Annotated in this window: 18 protein-coding genes; 10 read left to right on the top strand and 8 right to left on the bottom strand. The window is 73.1% G+C overall.

The window, feature by feature from the left end; all coding sequences use genetic code 11:
• Position 1: 1 nt before the first annotated feature.
• The 3 genes from ACFZBX_RS34895 to tap all read right to left on the bottom strand — a co-directional run bounded on the left by ACFZBX_RS34895 (position 2) and on the right by tap (position 5,123).
• Entirely contained in the window at positions 2-1,522 is a 1,521-nt protein-coding gene (locus ACFZBX_RS34895) for an HNH endonuclease (protein ID WP_391537830.1), read from the bottom strand.
• 414 nt (positions 1,523-1,936) lie between these two features.
• Positions 1,937-2,515 (bottom strand): telomere-protecting terminal protein Tpg, encoded by a 579-nt coding sequence (gene tpg / locus ACFZBX_RS34890; RefSeq protein ID WP_391537829.1) that lies wholly within the window; start codon positions 2,513-2,515, stop codon positions 1,937-1,939.
• Between the two features lie 115 nt (positions 2,516-2,630).
• Complete coding sequence (gene tap, locus ACFZBX_RS34885; RefSeq protein ID WP_391537828.1) at positions 2,631-5,123, bottom strand: telomere-associated protein Tap; 2,493 nt, start codon at positions 5,121-5,123, stop codon at positions 2,631-2,633.
• Between the two features lie 204 nt (positions 5,124-5,327).
• On the opposite strand from tap, the gene ACFZBX_RS34880 reads away from it, so the two are divergent.
• From ACFZBX_RS34880 to ACFZBX_RS34860, 5 genes are all read left to right on the top strand, one after another.
• The gene (locus ACFZBX_RS34880) at positions 5,328-6,707 is read left to right on the top strand and encodes a DNA-binding protein (protein WP_391537827.1); all 1,380 of its coding nucleotides are present in this window, start codon (positions 5,328-5,330) and stop codon (positions 6,705-6,707) included.
• Between the two features lie 121 nt (positions 6,708-6,828).
• Positions 6,829-7,647 (top strand): TnsA-like heteromeric transposase endonuclease subunit, encoded by an 819-nt coding sequence (locus ACFZBX_RS34875; RefSeq protein ID WP_391537826.1) that lies wholly within the window; start codon positions 6,829-6,831, stop codon positions 7,645-7,647.
• A 32-nt stretch (positions 7,648-7,679) separates the two neighbouring features.
• The gene (locus ACFZBX_RS34870) at positions 7,680-9,947 is read left to right on the top strand and encodes a Mu transposase C-terminal domain-containing protein (protein ID WP_391537825.1); all 2,268 of its coding nucleotides are present in this window, start codon (positions 7,680-7,682) and stop codon (positions 9,945-9,947) included.
• Positions 9,941-11,107 carry a TniB family NTP-binding protein gene (locus ACFZBX_RS34865; protein WP_391537824.1) on the top strand — a complete coding sequence of 389 codons (1,167 nt, stop codon included), beginning with the start codon at positions 9,941-9,943 and terminating at the stop codon, positions 11,105-11,107. Before ACFZBX_RS34870 ends, ACFZBX_RS34865 begins: the two co-directional genes overlap by 7 nt.
• 182 nt (positions 11,108-11,289) lie before the next feature.
• The gene (locus ACFZBX_RS34860) at positions 11,290-12,201 is read left to right on the top strand and encodes a TniQ family protein (protein WP_391537823.1); all 912 of its coding nucleotides are present in this window, start codon (positions 11,290-11,292) and stop codon (positions 12,199-12,201) included.
• 687 nt (positions 12,202-12,888) lie between these two features.
• Here ACFZBX_RS34860 and ACFZBX_RS34855 read toward each other — a convergent pair.
• Both ACFZBX_RS34855 and ACFZBX_RS34850 read right to left on the bottom strand, forming a co-directional pair.
• Positions 12,889-13,101, bottom strand: a complete 213-nt coding sequence (locus ACFZBX_RS34855) for a hypothetical protein (protein ID WP_391537822.1) — start codon at positions 13,099-13,101, stop codon at positions 12,889-12,891.
• Between the two features lie 336 nt (positions 13,102-13,437).
• Positions 13,438-13,608 (bottom strand): hypothetical protein, encoded by a 171-nt coding sequence (locus ACFZBX_RS34850; RefSeq protein WP_391537821.1) that lies wholly within the window; start codon positions 13,606-13,608, stop codon positions 13,438-13,440.
• A 58-nt stretch (positions 13,609-13,666) separates the two neighbouring features.
• Between ACFZBX_RS34850 and ACFZBX_RS34845 the strand changes: the two genes are divergently transcribed.
• From ACFZBX_RS34845 to ACFZBX_RS34835, 3 genes are all read left to right on the top strand, one after another.
• Complete coding sequence (locus tag ACFZBX_RS34845) at positions 13,667-14,575, top strand: hypothetical protein (RefSeq protein WP_391537820.1); 909 nt, start codon at positions 13,667-13,669, stop codon at positions 14,573-14,575.
• Between the two features lie 272 nt (positions 14,576-14,847).
• Positions 14,848-17,925, top strand: a complete 3,078-nt coding sequence (locus ACFZBX_RS34840) for a hypothetical protein (protein WP_391537819.1) — start codon at positions 14,848-14,850, stop codon at positions 17,923-17,925.
• Between the two features lie 160 nt (positions 17,926-18,085).
• A complete protein-coding gene (locus ACFZBX_RS34835; protein ID WP_391537818.1) occupies positions 18,086-18,250 on the top strand; it encodes a hypothetical protein in 165 nt (54 codons plus the stop codon).
• A 473-nt stretch (positions 18,251-18,723) separates the two neighbouring features.
• On the opposite strand, the gene ACFZBX_RS34830 is transcribed toward ACFZBX_RS34835, so the two are convergent.
• The 3 genes from ACFZBX_RS34830 to ACFZBX_RS34820 all read right to left on the bottom strand — a co-directional run bounded on the left by ACFZBX_RS34830 (position 18,724) and on the right by ACFZBX_RS34820 (position 19,708).
• Positions 18,724-18,885 carry a hypothetical protein gene (locus ACFZBX_RS34830; RefSeq protein ID WP_391537817.1) on the bottom strand — a complete coding sequence of 54 codons (162 nt, stop codon included), beginning with the start codon at positions 18,883-18,885 and terminating at the stop codon, positions 18,724-18,726.
• Between the two features lie 74 nt (positions 18,886-18,959).
• Entirely contained in the window at positions 18,960-19,430 is a 471-nt protein-coding gene (locus ACFZBX_RS34825) for a hypothetical protein (RefSeq protein WP_391537816.1), read from the bottom strand.
• Positions 19,427-19,708 carry a hypothetical protein gene (locus ACFZBX_RS34820; RefSeq protein ID WP_391537815.1) on the bottom strand — a complete coding sequence of 94 codons (282 nt, stop codon included), beginning with the start codon at positions 19,706-19,708 and terminating at the stop codon, positions 19,427-19,429. The genes ACFZBX_RS34825 and ACFZBX_RS34820 overlap by 4 nt, the downstream gene beginning before the upstream one ends.
• A 440-nt stretch (positions 19,709-20,148) precedes the next feature.
• On the opposite strand from ACFZBX_RS34820, the gene ACFZBX_RS34815 reads away from it, so the two are divergent.
• A complete protein-coding gene (locus tag ACFZBX_RS34815) occupies positions 20,149-20,958 on the top strand; it encodes a hypothetical protein (RefSeq protein ID WP_391537814.1) in 810 nt (269 codons plus the stop codon).
• A gap of 39 nt (positions 20,959-20,997) precedes the next feature.
• Positions 20,998-22,350, top strand: a complete 1,353-nt coding sequence (locus ACFZBX_RS34810) for a Fic family protein (RefSeq protein ID WP_391537813.1) — start codon at positions 20,998-21,000, stop codon at positions 22,348-22,350.
• Positions 22,351-22,464: the final 114 nt, after the last annotated feature.

Genomic DNA, 22,464 nt, shown 5'->3' with positions numbered 1-22,464 from the left:
GTCACAGGCCGCGGGCTGTGACCACTGAGGGTCGGGCCTGGCGGTCCGGGGGCGGGACATCCTGTACCCAGCGTGCACGGTGCCAGCGGATGCACTCCAGGTCGACATCGTGGCGGGGGTCGGTCTCAAGACGCCGGCGTACCGTGCCGGTGACCGTTTCCACAACGTACAGGTCGTCGGTCAGGTAGAGGCCGCCCTGGTCGAACTGTGTGTGGCAGTTCGGGCACAGGCACAGAACGTTGCCGGTGTAGTCGTGGCCTCCCTTGCCCAGTGGACGGATATGGGCGCCTTCGCTGGCCGCCTGGCGTGGTCCTGGGATCCTCAGGACGCTTCCGCACATCTGGCACCGGTCACCGTGCCAGCCCTTGACGTCCTGGACCACCGCGCTGTCCCGCTTCACCTTGCCGTTGCGGCCCCTGGCTCCTCTGGTCGACACCACAGCCGAGGCCGCGCCGCGGGCCGCGTCGTGCGGGGAGGGTGTCCCCAGTGGCAGTGGTTGCGGGGAGCCGGTCGAGGAGGAGATCTGCGCGCCGGTGTCGCGCAGGATGCGGTCGACGAGGTCCAGGTCGCCGGGGCACAGCAGCCGGGCCCGGTCCCGGCACGAGCGGGCCACCAGCGACCACGCCGCCTCGATGTGGCCTCCGGTGATGACCTGCGTCCCCTCGGCGAGGGCGAGAGCCGCGGCGATCCGGTGGGTGTGGTCGTCCAGGCGGAAGAACTGGCTTTCAGGCAGCGTCTCCTCGCTGTCGAAACGGTCTTCGGTGAGCCGGATGGGCCAGAACTTCTCGGCGGCCTCGCCGGTCATCGTGAAGTCGACCTGGCAGGTCGACAGATCGTCGTGGATGCGGGTGAGTTCCTCGAGCGCCCGCACCGCCGCTGCGGTCACCCGCCGGCGGTCGGGCTCCCCGTGGGGGTCTTCCTGCCTGCGGCGGAAGATCAGGAAGCGGGTGGAGGAGGCCGGGGAAGTCTGCGCGTCATACCGCCAGTCCTGCTCCGGCATCTCCCACAGCACACCAATCCTCGGCGCATTCCCCACGGGACCGAGCCTGCGCAGAGGGCGCAGCTCGCTGTCGGGCCTGTACTCCTCTCCGTCCCAGGCGACCCTGAGGGTGCTGGCGAGGAACTCGTCGGAGGACTTTCTCGAGGTGCCGTTCTTGATCGGGCTGCCGGTGAGCAGCATGGAGAACGCGGTGCCGGGCCGGGTGCGTCGGGTGGTTGCGGCGCGGGCTGCCCGGAGGGCCGTTTCGGTGGTGATGTCCGGGTGGAGGCCGAGGTGGGGAAAGCGGCGCGGTTCCAGGCCTGTGTTCTGCAGGGCGGTTGCCAGCGAGGGCTGGTTCTCCTGTGCAAGGAAGGCTCCCCAAACAACGCAGGAGCGCCATCCGGGCATGACCGCTGCGGGAGCCACTGCGGCGGACCACCAGCACACGGCAGCCGCGTAGGCATCCTCGATGTGGGCTCCCCCCTGAAGTCCTGCCAGCCGTGCGATATCGCCCAGCGAACCCCGTATCAGCACACCGGACACCACGCACTCCCCTGTTCAGCCATCGAGCCTTGATGATCATCTATCATCCGCAGCCGACAGGATCCGTCCGACGGGTTCCCGCACTCTCCGGCTTCCCCTGGATCGTTGCCTTCGGTGCCCGTACCGCTGGTCGGCGGGAGCGAACGCCTGACCAATGCGGGACTGACGGCCGCCCTGTGTGGCCCGGCTACCCGACTCACACCCTGTGTGAGTGAGCGCTTCACATGGCGAGTTGAGCGAAACGCCTGACCACCGGTGATGACCACAATCGTTCCCGGGAGGACGATCGTCGGGGCCTCGCAGCCCGCTGATCAGGGAGAACAGCGAACGTTTAACCCGCCACACCCACCGCAAACTCGCCAGGTGGAGCGCTCAGTCACACCCCGGCGGCAGCGGCACAGCATCGGGCGGGATCTACAGCTCCATGTCCATCCAGGCGATGTCGTTGAGCTCGACGTCAAGGCCGCGGGCGCGGCGGCCGCTGTCCTTGAAGTACTCGTCGCGCAGGGCCTCGGCGAGGATCTTCTCCTGCTGGGCCTGGGTGGCTCCGGCGTCGCGGGCCTCGTACAGCCGCTGGGCCACGGAGCCGGGCATCTTGTGGGTGATGATGCGGGGGCGGGGGTCGTCGGTGGAGCCCCCGGCCGCGCTGTAGCCGAAGGTCGCCTGGATGTGGAGCATGAAGCCGCGCTGCTCGGCGTCGCGGCGCACCCGCCGCTTCACCCGCGGCTGCCAGGCCGCCCGCACCGCGCGCTCGACCTTGACCGCGTTGGCCTTGCTCATCGGGATGTCGCCCGTGAGCTCGCCCTCGGCCAGGTCGGCCAGGGAACGGGCCCAGCGCTGCGCGGTGCGCACCGAGACGCCGGCGGCCCGGGCGAGCAGTCTGGTGTCCTCCTTGGCGACCTTTTCCCATAGGAAGCGCACGCGGGTGTTGAGGTGTACGGGGATGGGGCGGGTGCGCTCGGCGCGCTCCAGGCCCTCGTCGATCTCCCCCACGGCGCATCGGTCCTTCCTGGCGCTCCCGGGTTCGGGGCGGCGTCGTGTCGTGTCGTGGAGCGGTGTGGGTGGTCGGCCCGCCGGGCGGGTGCCGGCGGGCCGCGGTGGGGATCGGCTATTCGTCGGCGGAGACGATGCCGCCGGTCTTGATGTGCCGGGCGGGGTTGGCGTCGTCGGCGAGCAGCTCGGCGATCTCCGGCATCGGCCTGCTGCCCTCGAACTTGACCATCCCGGGCGAGACCCCCAGGCGCAGGGAGGTGGTGAGGGTGGTGTCGGGTCGGGTGAGGATGTCAAGGGCGCCGGGGCCGGGTGAGGCGAAGACGGCGCAGTCGGAGAGGACGGCGAAGGCGTGCAGGCCGGTGTCGGCGGCCATCTTGCGGAGTTTGCGGTGGAGGTTGACGGTGGCGGTGTCGATGACCAGGGCGCGCATCAGCGGGTCCCAGGTCGGCCGGTCCAGGGCGGCCCAGCGCTCGCCGGGCTTGTAGCCGTGGCCGCGCGGGCGTTCGCGCATCTTGCCGATGGTGCCCTTCGCGGTCTGCTTGATCGCGGTGAGCACCGCCAGCTCCGCCGGGTCGCCGGTGGCCTTGAGGGTGGCCATGGCGTCCAGGAACGCCACCGGGTCGGTGTCGGCCATGTTCAGCGGGACGCCGAGGGCGGCCATCGTCTCCAGGTACGCGGCGCGCAGGTGCTTGTGCCACGGGTCCAAGTAGGGGCTGTGCTCGTGGCGCAGCCACCCCTCGGTCGGCCGCACGGTGGCGCCGAGCTCGACGGCGTACGCGACCTTCGCCGTGCTGTACCAGGCGGGGCCGGTCGGGCGGGAGCCGTCCGCGGTGAACGGGCTGGGCAGCAGCGGGTCGGTGGCGACGTGGGAGAGGTCGACCAGCCAGGACCCGGGCACCGTCTTGTCGAACGTGGGGTTGAGTTCGTGCACCGGGCCGGACAGCGGCAGCGCCAACCGGCCTGCGGCGGCCAGGAAGGCCATGTTGACGTCCAGGCCCACCGCCCAGCCGGTGGCCTTCTCGGCGTCGGTGAGGGGCCGGTACCAGTCCCACGCCTCGGTCACCAGCTCCTGCCCGGGGCCGCGTTCCTGGGCGAGCGGGTGCACGTCCGGGACCTCCGGCGGCGCCGGGTCGAAGGCGTCCTTCGGGCGGGAGCCCTCCACCGCACCCGAGGTCCAGCCGGCCTCGGTGCGCACCGCGCGGGTCGGCGGGCGCAGCGCGGTGACGAGTTCGAGGCCGGAGACGGCGGTGGAGCCGCGGGGGGTGAGGACGCGGGTGGCGTAGGTGCCGAGGAGGCGGGCCAGGCCGGAGGCGTCGAGGCCTTCGGGGATCTGCCAGCCGCCGCTCGCGAGGGCACTCCAGCCGGGGATACACAGCTGCACGCACTGGCGCTTGCCGTCCTCGGGCGTGCGGTATATGCGGGCCCACGGCCCGAGGCCTCGCTGCGTGAGCAGCCAGCCCGCCTTCTCCAGCTGCTTGACGGCCTTGTGGGTCTTCGGGAGCCGGCCGAGGCGGGGGACGAACTCCTTCTTCTCGTCCCGCCCGAGCGGCGGCAGGCCGAGTTCCGCCAGGGCGGCGTCGGTGAGGACGGCCAGGGCGTCGCCGTCCTTGCCGTGCCGGTGCAGGCGCGGGGAGCCGAGCCCGGTCTCCAGCGCCCACTCCACAACGGCGGCGAGCGTGCGGCCCACCGGCGCGGCCGCCGCCACCGTGCCGTCGGCGAGGTAGGCCACCAGTCCCTTGCCGGACGGGGCGACGTCCAACACCGCGAGCGGGCCAGCCGGGAACCGCGCGGCCGCAGCCGCCTCCCAGTCCGCCGGGCCCTCGGCCTTGGCGGCCGGCTTCTTCGCCGCCGTCTTCCGGGCCCGCGACGGCGCACCGGCCGCGGGACGGGGCGAAGGCCCCCGCCGAGCCCCGGCGGGAGCAGCGGCGGGCACGGGGGCGGGGGCAACCTGGCGGGGCGCAGCGACCGAAGCGACCGGGGCCGGCGACTCGGCGGGCGCGGCCGGGGCGGGCTGCTGCTCGGCCGGGACGGCGGACACCAGCTGCCCAGCCGGGGCGCTCGCGCACCAGCCGCCCATGTGGACCGGACGGCCCTGCGAGCGGTACGGCGTCGGCCGCCCGCACCGCACACACGGCTCGGGCGGCCCGGCGACCAGTTCCCCGGCCGCCGTCCGGTCGAGCTCAACCACGGCCTGGTCCTGCTGCTCGCCGCCGAACGCCGCCGACACCACAGGCGCAGCAGCGGCAGGCACGGCCGGTGCGGCGGGTCCGGGGACGGCGGCCGCACTGTCGGCCCCGGCTGGGGTGCGCACCAGGCCTGCGGCCTGCGCGCGGCGCAGCCATTCGGTCGGCTCGACCGTGCCGTGCTGGAGCGCCAGCGTCGCCAGGAACCGGATGTACACCTCGCGCTTCGGCGGCCTGGGCTCCGTCGTGCCGGCCTCCCAGCGCACGATCGTCTCGCGGCGGGTCTTCAGCGCGGCGGCCAGCTCCTCCTGCGTGTACTCGCCGAGCTTGCGCAGCCGCTCCCGCTCCGCGGGCACCGGCAGGTCGTCCACCGGCCGGGGCCGAGCCAGCAGCGCGTCGATCGCCGCGAACAGGTCATCACTCACAGGTCCACCTCCGACCAACAGCCTAGCGTGAAAGTAACTCACGGATCGCACATTTCGGCGCACATTCACCGGATCGAGGCAGCACGAAGCCATTCGTTGACGGGAGCGGCTGGTCACCAGGACGCGAAAGGGAAAGGACGGAACTTGCCGTCATGACTTGCGGCTCTTCGCGAGGCTGGGGTCATGGCTTCCGGGATCTTCCGTGTGTCCCCCCTCGCTGGGGAGACGACCTTCTCGTTTCTTGGCCGGGTCGCTGCCCGCTACGGCCTGGACGACGCCGCTGTGCTGACGCACTGGCAATGGCACGGTCACCGTCTGCGGCACGAGAGCGGCGCGCTGCGGGCGGACGCCGAGATGCTGTTGGACGAGGCAGGGCGGCGGGTACTGGCCGGGTTGTGCGGGGCCGGCGAGGAGGCGTTGGGGCGGGCGCTGCCGGCGTGGGGGCTGGACGACGAGAAGCTGACCGCACGGGCCGGCGGGAACGGGCCGCAGGCGACATGGCGGGTGGGCGGCGCGGCGGTGGGGCCGGTGGCGTTCGGGTGCCGGTCGTGCACGGCTCGGCGGACCGGAGCACCGGTACGGGTGATGCGCTACGCGCGGCGGTGGGAGCGGGTGTGCGCGCGGCACGGGCGGTGGCTGCTGGACGCCGACGCCGACCTCGGCCAGGACATGGAGTTTCTCGACGTCCGGGGTCTGCCGGAGATCGCCCGGGCGCAGCGGCGGTGGGTGGGGGTGGCCCGGCGTGCGGTGCGGGCGGGGGTGGAGCCCGGGGAGGTGTTCGGTGTGGCGCGGGCGGTGGTGTGCCGGTGGTGGGATCTCGCCCTGGAGTGGGAGCAGGAGCGGATCTGGCCGGCGCGGCTCCATGCTCTGGCGGGTGGGGATGCGGGGCCCGGGTTCTGGTGGTGGCGGGCGGTGGCCCGGGAGGCCGCTACGTTCCCCGAGGTCGTCACGGTCGCCGGGGCTCTGGTGGACCCGCTGGTGGCGGAGTTGGTGTGGCAGGACAGCGGCGCGGAGCGGATCCGTCCCTTCCCGCCCGACGGGGTGCTGTGCCAGGAACTGGGCCGCAGGCTCGCCCGCCCCTGGCTCGGTGAGGTCGGCGCGGTCCCCGGCAGCAGCGCGCTCACCGCGTGGTGGGGAGCGCTCGTGCGCCGGCGCCGCGGCGCCGGCCACAGCGGCGACCGGTTCCTGGACCTGTGGTGGGTCAGGCGCGAGGACCAACCGGCGTCCATGGCGGCGCAGTTGCGGACCATGGCCCGGCGCGCCGACGGCACCATCACCTGGCGCGCTTGCGTCCCCCGCCCCGAGCGCGCCTTGATCAAGGACAGGCTCCGCGACGCCACCGGCCTCCTGGCACAACTGGACCTCGACGACACCGCACCGCTCGCCGCAGCCGCCCAACAGTTGCTGGGCATCCTCAACGCGACCATCGGCATCCTGGCCGAGGCCACTATCGGCATCGCCGGCGCGGCGCAGACCGCAGGCATCCCCCTCAGCCAGCTCAGCGCCTGGACCTGTATCCCCGTAGAGGACCTCCAGCAGGACATCGACGATCACCGCGACGACCTCAAGGAGCGGTACGGGTGACGGCTCCCTTATCACGCGGGTGAGGCTCTGCGTGGCGGGTTCGGCGGGGCATCGCTCGTACGGGCGGACTGGTTGCCGTCCCGCTGTATCTGCTGCTTTCTCACATACTTGACTGGCCGTCATGGCGGACATGGGCGTGCTTGGGCCGACTGTTCCGGTGGAGGGCTTCGAGGCGGTTTTCACTGTCGGCGGGGAGCTCGAGCAGGAGCGGTGGGACCGGGCTGTGGACCGGGTGCGGTTCGAGGAATTGCGGCCGGTGTCGGCGTTCCCGGTGATTCCGGGCAAGCGATGGGGGCCGGGGTGGTGGTGGTCGGCCACGACCGGGGGGCATGTGGCGCACGGGTCGGCGGCTACGGTCGTGCAGTTGATGCTGCTGGACCGCGATCCGCGTGTGGTCGCGATGGCCGGGCGTCCGGTGCGGGTGTTGTGGCGCGATCCGCAGGAGCGGGGCGCGGTGCGCTCCTGGGTGCCGCAGGTGTTCGCCCGGTACGCGGACGGGACGGGGCTGCTGGCCGACTGCCCGGGCTCCCCCGGTGCGGGCGGGGTGGCGGCGCAGCGGGCGGCCGCGGCGGTGGGTGAGGCGTGCGCGCGGGTCGGATGGGTGTACCGGCGGCTGCGCGTGCCGGATCCGGTGGTGGTGGGCAATGTGCGGTGGCTGGCCGGGTACCGGCATCCGCGTTTTCGCGGTGCGCGGCAGGTGGAGGAGGCGGTGATGGAGGCGTTCGCGTGCCCGCGGCCGCTGGTGGAGGGGGTGCGGGCGGTGGGCAATCCTCTGGTGGTGCTGCCGGTGGTCTACCACGCGCTGTGGGCGCACCGGCTGCGGGCGCCGCTGGAGCGGCCTCTGCACGGTGGAGTGCTCGTCGGGCCGGGCCCCGCTTGGTCCGGGGCCGACGCGGGGGCCGTCGTGGGCGGCATCGTGGGTGCGGGGCCGGGGCGGTGAGCCGGGCCGCGGGAAGCCGGCCGGTGCTGGCGGTGGGCGCTCATGTGGTGTTCGAGGGCGGTGCCTGGCAGGTCGTCGGATTGCAGGGGCAACAGGTGCGGTTGCTCGACGAGCAGGGGACGGCGGTGACGCTGCTGGCGGCCTACCTGTTCGCGGCCGATGACTTCGCGCTGGTCGGCGCCGCGGTCGCGGTGCCGGTGCCGCAGTGGGGGATGTTCGCGACGGTGCCGCTGCGTGAGCAGGAGCGGGCCCTGGCCTGGCAGCGGCACATCCGTGAAGTGGAGACCGGGCTGCCGGACGCGGCGTCGACCAGCGGGCTGGCGCCGCGCCCGGAGTACGACCCGGCCACCCGCACCCTGGCCCAGCGGGAACTGGCCAAGGCGCAGGAGTTGACCGCGCTGGGCTTTGGCAGTGTCGCGCGCACGACCGTGCAGCGCATGCGCCTGGAGTACCGAAAGAAGGGCCTGTGGGGGCTGGTAGACCACCGCACCACCCGCACGCACAGCCCGACCGGGCGCACGGACGAGCGTGTGGTGGCGGCCGTTCTGGAGGCGATGCGGCGCCAGCGCGGCAGGTCCAGGGGCACGGTCAAGGGCCTGCGGCAGCTGACCGCGCAGGTGCTGGAGGAGCGTCACGGCCTTGGCGTGGTCAAGGTTCCCGCGCAGGCGACGTTCTACCGCCTGGCGGCCGTCCTCGCCGACCCGGGTGAGCGGCCGGGCGGCCCGGCCCGCACCGCCGGCAAACCGGCCCGCCCCTACCGCCCCACCCGGGTACTGCGGCCCGGTGAGCAGGTCATGCTCGACACCACCCGCCTCGACATCTTCGCGGTGTTCGACAACGGCACCACCGGCCGGCCGGAACTGACCATCGCCCTCGACGTCGCGTCCCGCTCGATCCTGGCCGCCGTCCTGCGTCCGGCCGGCACCAAGGCGGTGGACGCCGCCCTGCTGCTGGCCGAGATGGCCACCCCGCACCCCGTACGGCCCACCTGGCCGCAGGTGCTGGAGCTGTCGCGGGCACCGGTCCCGTACGACCTTCTGCTGGACGCCGACGCCCGCCTGCGCGGCGCGGCCGCCCGGCCGGTGGCCGTGCCCGAGACGGTGGTCGTCGACCGAGGGCGGGTGTTCGTCTCCGAGGCGTTCCTGGCCGCCGCCGAGACGCTGGGCATCAGCGTGCAGCCCGCTCCCCCGCGCCAGCCGGCCGCCAAGGGCCCCGTGGAGCGCACCTTCGGCTCCGTCAACAGCCTGTTCTGCCAGCACGTCGCCGGCCACACCGGCTCCAACCCCGCCCGGCGCGGACCGCGCGCCGAGACCGAGGCGTTGTGGAGCGTGGCGCAGCTGCAGGACCTCCTCGACCAGTGGATCACCACCGAATGGCAGAACCGGCCCCACGAGGGGCTGCGCCACCCGTCGATGCCCGCCGCCGCACTGTCCCCCAACGAGATGTGGGGCGCGCTGCTCGGCACCTGCGGCCACGTCCCCCTCCCGCTGACCGGCGCCGACTACGTCGAGCTGCTGCCCGTGGTGTGGAAGCCGATCACCGAGCGCGGCATCCGCATCGACCACCGCACCTACGACCACCACGCCCTCAACCCGCACCGCGGCCAGCCCTCCGGCATCAACGCGCAGCGGGGCCGCTGGGAGGTCCACCACAACCCCCACGACCAGCGCCAGGTCTGGGTCCGCCTGCCCGACGGGCAGTTCACCGCGGTGCCGTGGATCCACGCCGAGTACATCCACCAGCCGCTGGCCGATGACCTGTGGCAGCACCTGAAGAGCACCGTGGAGCGCCGCGGCAGCCGCGAGCAACACGAAGCCGACCTCGCCCGCGCCCTCGACGACCTCCTGTTCAAGGTCCGCACCGGCCAGGCCAGCGCCCGCGAACGGCACCTCGCCGCCCGGCAAGCGCCTGCTTCACTCCCCCACGACCTGAACCCCGGCCCGGCCCCGGGAGAAGTCCGAGACGAGGGCCGGGAGCGGACCAGTCGGGCCGCTGCCGACGACGGGTCCGCCGGGCCGGCACGTGCGGAAACCGGCGATCAGTCCGGTGATGGCCATGCTTCGGAGTCCACCGCGGCGCGGGCCTGCCTTGCGGGGGCGCGGTCCGCACCGCCACAAGGCCAAAACGGCGACGACGGTCGGGCCACGCGGGGTGGCTGGCCGGGTGAGGAGAGCCTGGACGAGCTCGGTCCTGATGAGGACGACGACGAGGACCTGGACGGCCGGGGCGCGTGGCCCGGTGAAGAACAAGAGGGCGCCTTCGCGCTGTACGACGCCCGCAAGGAGGCCGAACTGTGGTGACCGACGACACGACGGAGCCAGGACTGGACGCATCCCCCACCACCTGGGAGCTGTTCCGCCGCTTCGCCGACGACCCGCCCCCGGTACCGCCCAGACCAGGGGATGCGCCGCGCACCGCGGAGCAGCGCCTGGCCTACCACTCCCGCTTCGTGACCGTGCGCACCCCCGCCGTCGCCAAGACGCTGCTGGAAGCGCGGACCCTGATGGCCCTCGGGCGCCACCAGCGGGCCACCGCCCGTCCCTCACTGATCGTCACCGGACCGCCCACCACGGGCAAGACCACCACGCTGCTGGAGGTCGGCCGCACCTGCCACCTGGCCGAACAGACCCGAGGCGGCCACGCCGCCAGCCAGGTCCCCGTGGCCTATCTGCTGGTGCCGCCCGGGGCCACCGCCAAAGCCCTCGCGCTCGAGTTCGCCCGCTACCTCGGCATCCCCGTCTCCGCCCGCATGACCCAGGCCCAGATCGCCGTGTCCGTGTGCCACACCTACAACACGGCCGGCGTACGGCTGGTGATGATCGACGAGATCCACCGCCTCAACCCGCGCACCAGCACCGGCGCCGAGGCCGCCGACTTCCTCAAAGACCTCACCGAGCGGATCTCGGCGACATTCGTGTACGCCGGCATCGACGTCACCACCACCGCCCTGTTCACCGGCACCGCCGGTGCCCAACTCGCCGGCCGCGCCGGTCTGATCGACTGCGACCCCCTGCCCGCCACCGCACACGCAGGCAGCGCCACAAGCAGCACAGGCAACACCCGGCGCAACAACGAGAGCGGAAGTAGCAGCGTCGAGGGCAGTACCGGAGGACGGGACGGGGGCGGTGCGGGAGCCAGCGACGGCAGCGCGCTGGTCACCCGCCCGTTCCGCGAGACCGTCGCCGCGATGGAGAACGCCCTCGACCTGCAGCGCCACCGCCCCGGCAGCCTCGTACGCCTGGCCCCCTACCTGCACCAGCGCACCGCCGGGCGCATCGGCAGCCTCTCCCGTCTCCTGCGCCGCGCCGCGATCACCGCCATCCTCGACGAGAGCGAGAAGATCACCCGCTCCAGCTTGGACACCATCGCCCTCGACCACCTCGCCGAAGAGCACTACCGGCCCCGCACCCCCAGCCGTCGGTCCTCCCGCACCAGCCGACCCGCCCGCCAGACCACGTGACGGCCCGCCGGACAACCAATGCCACCTCGCCGCACCCGGCCGACGCCGCGTTCCCGGCGAGCGAGGCAGCGCCGGCGAGCCCTGACCAGGCAGCGTCACCCATGGACCCCCGGCCACGCACAGCCCCGGTGTACGGGGCCGGGCCGCGCGGCCTCGCCCAAGCGTCGGCCGGGGCGCTGCGGGTGAGACCGATACCGCATGAGGCCACCTTCTCCTACCTGCACCGTCTCGCCCACGCCTACCAGGCCACCACCACCGACCTCTTGGACGCCCTCGGCATCACCGTCACCCGCCCGCGCACCGCCGGTGGTGATGCCGGGACCGCCGAGATCCACCTCGACATCGGGGCGCAGCAGCGCCTGGCCACCCTCACCCGCACCCCGCCCGCAGACCTCGCCCGCGCCCTGCCGAACCTGACCCGCCACCCCACACCGGCACGCCGCTCCCCCAACCCCGGCGAGGAGTCAGCACCCGACGCAGCCGCCACCGCCGCCTGGCAGCCGCTGGAAAGAAGCGAGCAGCCCGTGCGGGCGTGTCCTGCCTGCACCCTGCGCCACACCCGGGGAGCCACCGGCCGGGCCCACGTCCACCCACCCGCGCACCGCACCCTGTGCCCGCGCCACCGCCACTGGAGCCCGGACCCCGACACCAGCCTGACCACCGCGACCCTGCCCGCACTCGGCCAGGCCTGGCGCGACCACCAGCGCCTGATCCGCCACGCGCACGCCGCTGCGGCCCTTGGCTGGGCCGGCGCCATCACCACCCGCTGGTACGACCGGCAGACCCAACTCGACGCACGCTGGCAGCACCGGCTCCGGCTCCTCGCCCACGCCAACCCCCACGCCGAACCCGCCGGAAAGTCCTGGGCCCTGTACGCGCGGGATCTCGTCACCTACCCCGAAACCATCACCCTCGCCCGAATCCTGGCCACCACCAGCCTGCCCGGACAACCACGACAAGGACCCACACCCCGGACCCATCCCGCGATCACCGCGTTCCTGACCCACACCGCCCACCGACTCCACCTCGAACGCCTCGCACCCCCACCCGGCGACCTCCTCTGGACCTGGATCCACCACACACGCACCAACTGAACCCCGGGCCAGCCGACACCCCCGCCCGCCTACACGGCTACCGATAGACCAGCAAACAACCCCAGAACATCTCAGACAACCCTCGATTCCCGACCCATCACCGACACCCGCAGATCAGAACCCCGCAAAACGGCCCCACCCAACAGAAACGATCAAGAAGCCGCGCACCAACCCTCTGAAAGGGCCTGACAACGTCCCCGTTCCACCCACAACACCCCACGTCACAGGCATAAGCCACAACCGAAATGGCGATCAGCCACAGGACCGGTCCGGCCACCGTGCCGCCATGGCAGCCGAACCAGGGCGGCCGGGGCACCGTCGGCAGGCTTCCGCCACCACCCGCAGGTGACGCAACCGCCCGGCCCAGCACGCGGGCAGGACGCCCACCGGCACCGCCAGGACGCCGGGGCGGGCATCGGTCGGCGGCGTCGGCCAGGACGAGGGCCGCCCCCGCCGTACGGTCATAACCCACCAACGGGAGGACACATGGACACCGGCCACTACGACCAAGACTCCGCCGGGGCCGCCGGCGAACTCCCCGGACGCACCGGCTTCACCGGGCACGCCCGGCTTCGCGGGCCGTGTCCTGGCCTGGCACGCCGACGGGACCGCCGGTGACGCAGCCACCCGGCACAGCACAGGCCGGGGCTGCCGCGGCCGCGACGCCCCCGTGACAGGCTCCGGTGCTCACGAGGCGCGGTCCTTCACCGGGTAGAGCCCGGTGTGCCGTACCCGCTCCTCCCACCACGGATCGTCCGGAGCGAAGACCAGCGCGGTGACCCGCTCGCGTCGGGTCGGGGCGGGCAGCACCAGCGGCCCCAGCTCTTTCTCCTCCCGGTCGGCGGCGCACTGCGGGCACTCCAGCCGGTCCGGGCCGGCCTTCCCGACCAACTCCAACACCGGCCGCCGATCGAACCAGGGCGCAGCGCGGCGTTCGCGGCCCGGGCCGCCTCCAGCTGCTCCTCGGCCTCCCGTTCCAGCCGCTCGCTGCGTTCCTGGTGGCAGGTCCAGCAGCAGCCACCCGGCCGGCGGGGCGGCCTGCGGGCGCACGCCCGGTTCCGTCACCGTGGGACGGTGACGGATCCTCACAGGCAGGGCCCCGCCGTGTGCGCGGGCCCCCGCTGCCGGCGGCCACTGCCCGGCCCCGCGCGCACCGGCCGCACCGGCCTGTACCGCGGGCAGGCCTGCCGCCAGGCCGCCCCGCGCCGGCGCCGCCCGGACGAACAGGCCCCACGGCTACGCGAACAGGCCCGCAAACTCCTGCAAGGCCTCGACCCCGAGCCGGCCGCCGCCGGGCGGGACGCCCTGGAGGCGATGGACGGCGAGCACCTCGCCCTGGTCGTCCGCCACGCACACGCCGCCCAAGAGCACCTCGACACCCTCCACCACCTGCTCGGCGCCGGACACGCTCCCGCCCGCCGGGCCGGCACCGACAACACGGACACGCCCGGCGCACCGGACCGCGGTGACGCCGTACCCGCCACCGGCGCCCGCCCCGCCCGACACGGACCCCGTCCCGGCCCCGGACAGCAACCCGTCCCCGACCAACTCACCGGCCTCTTCCCCGAACCCACAACCCCACGACCCGCACCACCCGCCCCGGCCCCGGCCCCGGCCCCGGCCCCCCGGAGGCAACGAGCAGCCCGACCACGACAACCAGCAGGACCCACCCCGCCAAACCGGCCTCCTCCACCCGATCCACATCCCCGACCCCGACGAACCACACCCCCACACCACCCGCCAATCCCCGGCCCGCACCGACGGCCGGAGCAACGGCGCGGCCGGCTCCAGGGCGCAGCAGGCAGGCACCGGCGGCGGGGCCCCGGCCGGCGCGCTGGAACAGGCACTCGCCGTACTGCCCCCGGACACCCGCCCCCTGCCCGACACCACCGCCAACGACAAACTCCTCCCCTCCCGCCACCGCACCGCACGGACCGCCGCGGCCGGGGCGGCCTGCGCCCAGCGCTCCGCCGGCAGCGCCGAAGGCAACGCACCGCCCCCACGCTCCGGCCGTGGCAACGCCACCGGCGGCAGCGAGGTGTTCACGGCCACCGAGGAGCCCACGGAAACCGAGGAATCCGCCGCCGCCGAGGTGTTCGCGGCCGCCGAGGCCGAGCTCCTCGCCACCGCCCAGGCCCTCATCGGCAACCCGGCCTCCGGCCTGTCGAAGACCGCCGACCGCCAGCTGCGGCGACACCTGTCCGCCCACGCCCGCAACGAGGACCTCCTCCTGCCCCACCTGCGCGCCGCCATCGCCGACCTCGCCCACCGCGCCCACCGCCTCCGCCTGCCCGACACCCTCCACACCCGACGCCTACGCACCGCCCTGACCACCTACCTGAACGCCTGGAACACCGCGCACACCCACCCCTAACCCGGCCCGGACGCCCCGCACGCGAACCGGCCGGGCCCGACGGCACCCGGCGCAGCATGCGACGGGGCGGCCGAAGCCGCCTTCCTCGGCCCAACGTCAGGGTGATTGCCGTCGAACACTGATTCTGGCCAAGTTCGGCAAAGGCCGCCGCCACGGTGGTCGGGCGTGTGTAGCTTCGAGCCAACCGGAAGGAACCGTTCACCTTCAGGTCGTTCCACGGTCTCACGGCCGCGTTGGCCGCTCCCTCATCTTCTGCGCAGACGGGAATCGCGATGAGCACCTCGAGCACCGGAACCCCTGCCGCCGATCCAGCGGCGGCCCAGACCAGTTCGTCACCGACTCCCGCAGCGGGCGGGGCGATACTCGACGGTCCGACGCCGACGGACCTGCTGCCGACCACCGGCAACTACCCGGTGGAGATCGTCCGGTACCGCTCGGTGGTGCTCACCGACATCCCCGGGGCGAAGCCGGCGCGCAAGCTGACCGGCGCCATCGACCTCGGTGAGGAGAACCTCCCGTTCTACGACCGCCCCGCCGAGGGCATGGTCGTCACGACGGAGCAGAGCTGGTCGGCCCAGGGCGTCACGCTCGGCAGGCTGCTGCACAGCCTCGCGCTCGCGCCCGGCGAGAGCACCCGGGTCGCGGTCGTCGACTGGCAGCGCACCACCAGGGCCACCGGCAGCGAGACGGCGTCCGAGAACGAGGCGATGTCCGGGAGCACCGACCAGAACCGGTCGATCAGCGAGGTAGCGAACGCGATCGCCCGCGAGGAGCAGTCCGGCAGCTCCGATGCGTTCGGGCTCAGTGCGTCGTCCAGCTCCGGCAGCAGCTCCGGCTTCGCGGTCCCCGGCCTCGGCGGCGTCGGCAGCAGCAGCAGCGAGTCGGCGAACCTGGGCATCGTGACCGCGGTGTCGCGCTCCACGGGCGTGCGGTCGGTCGCGAACGAGGCGAGCCAGCGGATCGGCGCGCGGACCCAGCAGTTGGCGACCGCGGCCCGCAGCCGGAACATGACGGTCGTGCGCGAGACGTCGCAGTCGGAGAAGGAGCAGATCGTCACCCGGGTCGTCACCAACTACAACCACATGCACGCGATGTCGGTGCAGTACTACGAGGTCGTCCAGACCTACAGCGTGACGACCAAGCCCACCAAGCTGGAACGCTGTCTGTTCATCCCGCTGCAGGAGCTCACCTTCAACCACACCAGCCTGCAACGGTACAAGGAGGTGCTCGCCTCGGTCGCGCCGATCGACTGGGCGGCGAAGATCCGCGCGGCGAACCCCTTCGACACCGCCGTGCGCAAGCTCGACCCGGTCACGGCGCAGGAGGCGCCGGTCAGGCAGGAGTTCGCCGGAATAGAGTTGGCCGACATCGCCGCTTCATCCATGGGCGTGTACGGGGTCCGCAAGGCCGACGGCCTCCCGGTCCGGTTCGATCCGGTGACCCAGCAGTGGAAGTCGGTGCCCACCACCGGACTGAGCGGCGGCCTGACCCGCATCGCGCCGGGCAAGGACAGCGTCTGGGCGCTCAGGGCCACCGACAACGCGGTCGTGCAGTTCGACGGGACGACCTGGCGAACCGACCCGGCGGGAGGCCTGGGGGTGCGCATCGCCTGCGGCGCGGACGACACGGTCTACGTCGTCGGCGCCAACAACTTCCTCCACCAGCGAAACCCGGGCAGCTCCTGGACGAACATGGGCGTGTTGGCCGACGATGTCGCCACCACCGGCAAGGACAAGGTGTGGTACTGCCGGCAGGGGGTCATGTACGAGCGCAGCGGCACCGGCTGGGTGCAACGGAACGGGCAGGGCGTGCAACGCCTGTCCACCACTCCCGACGGTGCGGTCTGGGCCGTCGTACAGCCCCAGTCCAGCACCGAGACCCTGCCCTTCGTGATGGCGTCCGGTACGACGGCCTTGGCCCGTCCCACCACCGGCGGCCTGCAGAACATCGTCGGACTGGCGGAGATCGCCTCGGCCGCCGACGGGGACTACTGGGTGCTGATGAGCAACGGAACACTGTCCCGGATCCTGGCACGGGAGACACCGGTGGCCTTCGACGACCAGCCGAAGGACGACTCCTCCTACGCGTCCAGGATCGACGTCTGGTCCGACGGTGCCGGAATCCGCAGCATCCAGGTGGTCTTCCCGAACCGCACCGTCCGCTACGGCGACACCGGCGACACCGGCACGCAGCAGCACGACTCCTACACCTTCGGCGGCGCCGACAAGCTGATCTCCGTCGACGCCTGGTCCGGCACGGCCGCCCGCGGCGGCCTCGCCGGGCTGCGCCTGACGATGACCTCGGGCGTGGCCACCTTCGGCATCGCCGCGACCACCACCGCCGCACCCGACCTGAACGAGGACGCCGGCGGCGCGGCCCTCTGCGGGCTGTTCGGTTCGACGGTGAAGTCCGGCAGCCGCGTCTACCTCTCGTCCATCGGCTTCCACGTGCGGGGCGCGAGCGTGCCGCAGGCGGTCCTGGACCACCTGAACGACAACCGCCGCCACTACAGCCAGGCCGTCTGGGCCCACGCCGACGAGCTGACGCTCAGCCGTATCCTCGCCAACTACTCCTACACGCCGTCGGGTTCGACCGCGGAGCCGGTCCCGCTCGGCATGCTGCTGGACCCGAAGCCGATCGCCGCGACCGGCAACTACCTGGGCTTCCGCTGGAACTTCGCCAGCGAGCAGGAACGCGAGGAGTGGACCAAGGCCCGCCAGGTCGGCGACAACACGTTCGGGACGCCGGTGACCAACACGATCGCCATCGCCACCAACGGCGTCTTCGCCGAGGCCGTCCTCGGCCGGTCCAACTCGGCCGAGAAGATCGACCTCACCCGCTTCTGGAACTGGAAGGACTCGCCCATCCAGATCACCCCGGCCGACATCGCCCCGGTGGCCGCCGGCTCGCGCGCGCAGAACCTCGACACCACGGCGGCCGGAATGGGCGTCTCCCAGGCGCACTTCACGCCGGTGATGGCGATGCCCGACCCGGTCGGCCTCCAGACGGCGCAGGCCATCGCCACCGCGAACCTGTTCCGCGACATGAGCGGCCTCAGCAGCATGAGCCAGGTGCTCACCAAGGGCATCGAGGCCGCCGCCAGCAACGACAGGGACGCGGGCGCACGCGCTCAGGCGGCCCTGCAGACCGCCACCGAACACGCGGAGAAGATGGCCAAGATCGCGGCCGACACCGTCGTCAAGGCCGCATCGGGCAGCGGCGGCGAAGGCGGCAGCAGCGGCGGCGGTGAAGACGGCAACGGCGGCAACCTGACCGCCCTCGGCGGCAAGCTGAACCAGAACACCAAGGCCGGCACTCCGGCCGCTGGCGGGGCCGCAGCCACCGCCTGATCACCGCAGCCGGCGGGCCCGGACCACCACCGGGCCCGCCGGCTGTTTCCGGCCCCGAAGAAGGCAAGAACGCACCACCGGCACGGGCCGGCGATCCGGCCTGCGTCGGTGGGTCGACAGCAACTTCCTCGTTCCCGACCATGCGAACAACGCTCGCGGTGTGATGGTGGAGCTCCACCACGACGGGACCGTCACCGTCAGCGCCGACCTCACCCACCGCCTCGACGACCCCCCGGGCATGGTGGTCGACACCCAGGTGCCGAGCACCGTCGTACTAGAAGCGGTCGCCCCTCACCGACGCCTCCCGCCGGCATCGTGCTCCTGACAGCGCCATGGACATCACAGCCAGCGTCGCCCGGCCGGCCACGGAGCATCGTCTCCTCCCCTTCGGGGGCGAGTCCGGATGGTTCGGTCTGGAGCGCAACTCGCGGCACCCCACTCGACTGCTACCCGCCTCCACCGAGCTGAGCCCGAACTCCGACGACACGACACTGAAAGAACCTGCCGATGAGCTCGCCGCCGGGCTCCTCCACCAGTTCGGAATCCGACCCATCGCAGTAACAACCCGATTCCGTCAGCAGACCCAGCAGAAGGCGCCGACCACCAGCGGGTGGTCGGCGCCTTCGGTGCCCGGACTCAACGACACAGCTCCTGGACGACGCCGGGGTCGACCTCGACGGTGCTCGACGCCGCCCCCGGGCGCAGCAGGCGCTGGAGCTGATCGGCGGTCGCAACCTTGAGGACGCCGAGCTCCTTCGCGGTGTCGGCTGTCAGCGCCGCACCCGGCTCCGGCCGCGGTCAGGGCTTGCGGTTGAGGAGGAGGGCGAGGGTGGTGCGGGCCTCTCGGCGGCGGGCGGGGGTGGGGGCGGCGATGGCGGTGATGGCCAGGGTCGCGAGGGTCAGCAGGTAGCCGGCGGCGGAGGTGGCCAGGGCGAGGATCGCGGGGTCGCGGGTGGGCATCAGGGGTCTCCCGGGTTCGGTGCGGGGCCGGGGCCCGCGCGGCGGCGGGCCCCGGCCGGGGGGTGGCAGCGGGGTCAGTGGGTGGCGAGTTCCTGGAGCTGGTGGGCGATGTCGCCGGTGGGCAGGGCGAAGGGGCCGCACATCTCGTCGACCGCGGCGGGCAGGCCGGCGAGGGCCTCGCGCAGGGCGGGGTCCGGGCTCGGCAGGGCGGGGTCCGGGCTCGGCAGGGCGGTGGCGTCGGGGATCGGGGGCGCGAGGAGCAACGCGAGGTGCGGGTAGTCGGCCACGTCCGGGACGGCGGGCCGCGGCGACTGCGGGGCGGCGCCCTCGCCGAGGCGGGCGGCCTGGTGGAACCAGTGCTCGGCGTCGCGCAGCTCGCCGGCGCGCACGTGGTGGAGGTAGAGGCAGTAGGCGGCCAGGGACTCTCCGGCTCCGGCGGCGAACTGCCACCACCACTGGGCGTGGTGGTGGCGGCCGGTGAGGTCGAAGAGGCAGCCGAAGACCAGGCCGCCGTGCGGCTCCCAGCGCGTGACCAGGCCGTTCACCCACGTGCCCGCCTCCGGCTCGTGGATGACGCCCTTGGACAGGGCGCCTTCAGGTCACGGGCGGCGCCGTCGATCAGCATCCCCACCGGGATCAACGGCCGCGCCGGAGCGGACGGAGCGGGAGCGGGCACGCGCGGCGGCGGGGCGGACGGCGACGCCGTACGGCGGGCGGCCTGCCGCTCGGCGATGTAGCGGCGGCCGGCCTCCAGGTCGTAGCGGGGCCGGGCGGCGGGGCCGGAGCCCGCGCCCTCCAGCAGGCGGTCGATGTCGTGGATCACCGGGATCACTCCTGGTCGGGCTTGGCGGGACCGGGACGCAACAGGCGGCGGGTGAGGCCAGGGCCGGCCGGAACCGGGAACGGGCGGGGTGACAGGATCGGACCGCTCCCCCGCACACCATTGCCCGCGAGGGGAGCACCGACCCGGACGGCCACCACCTGCTTGCACCAGAGCCCGGCGGCCGGCCGGGACACCGACAGCGGGCCCCGAAGTCCACGGAGCCGGGCCGCCACGGGTACAACACGCGGGTGCAACGCGGCCTCGCCGTCCTTCGGAAAAGGGGAATGCCCAGGTCAGGTGTGCAGCGGGGATTCGTTGTCACGCCCCCGTGTTGCGGCCGGCGGGGAGGCGGTCGCCGGCCGGGCGTGGCGGCTGGTGATAGATCGGCTCCGCTCGACCACGCACCTTGGCCTCGGTGTTCCTCGCCACTGTCCGGGGACATGACGATGACCGATCTGTCCGGGCCGCCCTGGGCCCCGCCCGACCCCGCCGAGCTGCCGAAGTGGCGCTCCCGGATGGTGACTGCCCACCAGCAGACGGCCGCGGTCCAGTCCATGGCGCTGGCGATCGACGCGGGCCGAACGAATCTGCTGCCGGTGGTCCCGGGGGTGAATGCGTCGCCCGGCGCGGCCGGCGCGCAGTTCCTGCTGCGGCAGGAGACGCAGGTGCTGCGCGAGGCGCAGCTGTACTACGCGACGGCCGACATGACGTCACTGGCCCTGGCCGCCGCCACCACCCCGCCGAAGGAGGCGTTCGACCCCCGCCGGCGGCCCGCCGGGTCGGGGTTGATCCTCTTCGCGGAGCCGATCGGCGGCTACACCGAGGAGGTCGGCGCGGCTCTGGCGGGCACGGTGGCCGGCCTTACCGGGGTGTCGGCCACGGTCACCGTCCCGATCGTGGCCGCGTCCTGGACCACCTGGTCCCCGGACCTGTTCACCCTGGCCGACGCCCGGCCCGGCGAGCGCATCCGGTGGGTGCACCGCACGCCCGAGGGCCCGCGAGAGCTGACCGGCACCCATACCGGCGTGTGGGTGACGTTCTCCTGCGCCCCGGGAAAACTCTCCGCGCTCCCCGCGGCCACGGTGATCGCCTCCATCGCCGACGGCAGGGTCCAGCGAAACGACGTGCTCACGCGGTTGCCGCTGGGACACCACTGCGGGCACTGCTCCGGGTGTCCCGCCGGGGACCTGGCGGGCCCGGCGGGCCAGGTACTGGTGGCGGTCCGCCTGGCCGCGATCTGGCGAGAATAGCGTTGCTGGCCCCCCTGGGCTCCGTGGCACTCTGACCGGGTGTTCAATGCGCTCTCCCCCACAGGCCTGACCTGGGACGAGGTCGACCCCGCCGGCCACCCTTTCGACCCCGCTTCGGCGGCGCAGGTGGTCCACTCCCTCGGCCCGGCGCGGCGGGTACCCTCCCGGCTGGACCCCCACCTCGATCTGACCAAGGTCAACTGGGCCTGGGAGGTGGCCAAACCCTGGTCCGATGCCATGACGCACGTGCTGATAGAGCGCTACGGCCGGTGGGCCGCGGGGTGGCGGTGGTCGCTCGGTGAGGGGGACGTCGAGGGCGGGCCGGTCGGGAACTGGTGCTGCGGGTCGCACTCGATCACCACTGCAGAGCAGACCCTCGACCACGTCGTGGCGTCGCTGTGCGAGTGGCGTGACTGGCTGGAGCACCTCACGGAGTGGTTCGAGGCCTACCCCTTGGACCCGGAGACGCTGGTGGCTGATCGGATCTTGTGGGAGCGCGCCGCCCGCAATCTGATCTTGCAGGTGGCCGACCGGACAGGCGCCGAGAGTGGCTGGTACGGGCACTGTCAGCAGGTCCTGGGCTGGTTCCTCAGCTACTGGGGTGTCGCCCCCGAGTTGGCTGAGCGGCTGGTGCAACAGGCAATCGGCGGCCGGTTCAAGAGCTGGACCGCGCCCGACATGGTCCTGGCGGAGGACGTCGCCGAGCGGCTCGTCGGCCCCCTGCGCCCGCAGGACACCCGCTGGTCACCGGAGCCGGGCGAGCTCCCGGACCACCTGGAGTGCTGGCTCGCGGTACGCGAGAGCGTGCCGTGGCCGGACGGCGAGGACAGCGCAGACAGTGGACTGGCGACGCCCGCCCACGACGGCGCGGCGGAGGACTTCCGCTCCTTCGACGCCGCAGTGGACCCCGCCCGCGCCGCCGGCCTGCTCACCGCGCTGGAGCTGGTGCGGGCCGACGCGGCGCGTGGTGCCGCGCTCGACTTCGAGCTGCTGCGCGGCTGGCAGCAGCACGTACTGGGCACACCCGAGCCGCCACTGCTACGCGCCCACCCCGCCCTCGCCAAGGGCGGCGAGGAGCGCTACGGGATCGGCCCCGACACCCGCACCCGCCTCGACGTCTGTCTGGCCCAGGCCGATGACAGCCGACTCTCGCTGGCTGCCAGGGCGGCCCGGGCCTACCTGGATGTCTGCTTCTTCCACCCGTTCGACGACGGCAACGCCCGCGCCGCTCTGCTCACCCTGCTGTTCGTGCTGGCCCGCGCAGGCATCACACTCGACTCGGTGATACTCATCCGCCGGTTCCACCACCGGGCCGACGACCCGCAGGACGTGCTGAGCCTGTGTCGTTCCGTCGAGTTCCACCTCAGACAGAACCGCGCCGCAGCTCGGTGACCGCCCCGGTACAACCCGCGCCAGCCGCATCACGGTCTCTGTCACAGGCGACATCGGAACTTCACCGGCCCGCGACACTGCTCTTCAGTACGGACGCGACACCACCGTTCAGCG

Source organism: Kitasatospora sp. NPDC008115, assembly GCF_042957205.1.
Lineage (GTDB): Bacteria > Actinomycetota > Actinomycetes > Streptomycetales > Streptomycetaceae > Kitasatospora.
Note: the sequence above shows the minus strand (reverse complement) of the source record. Positions and strands in the feature narration are given on the sequence as shown.

Coding starts and splice junctions, on each gene's coding strand:
- ACFZBX_RS34875 (WP_391537826.1), top strand. CDS start 6,829: ATGGCGGACATGGGCGTGCTTGGGCCGACTGTTCCGGTGGAGGGCTTC.
- ACFZBX_RS34840 (WP_391537819.1), top strand. CDS start 14,848: ATGAGCACCTCGAGCACCGGAACCCCTGCCGCCGATCCAGCGGCGGCC.
- ACFZBX_RS34830 (WP_391537817.1), bottom strand. CDS start 18,885: ATGCCCACCCGCGACCCCGCGATCCTCGCCCTGGCCACCTCCGCCGCC.
- ACFZBX_RS34815 (WP_391537814.1), top strand. CDS start 20,149: ATGACGATGACCGATCTGTCCGGGCCGCCCTGGGCCCCGCCCGACCCC.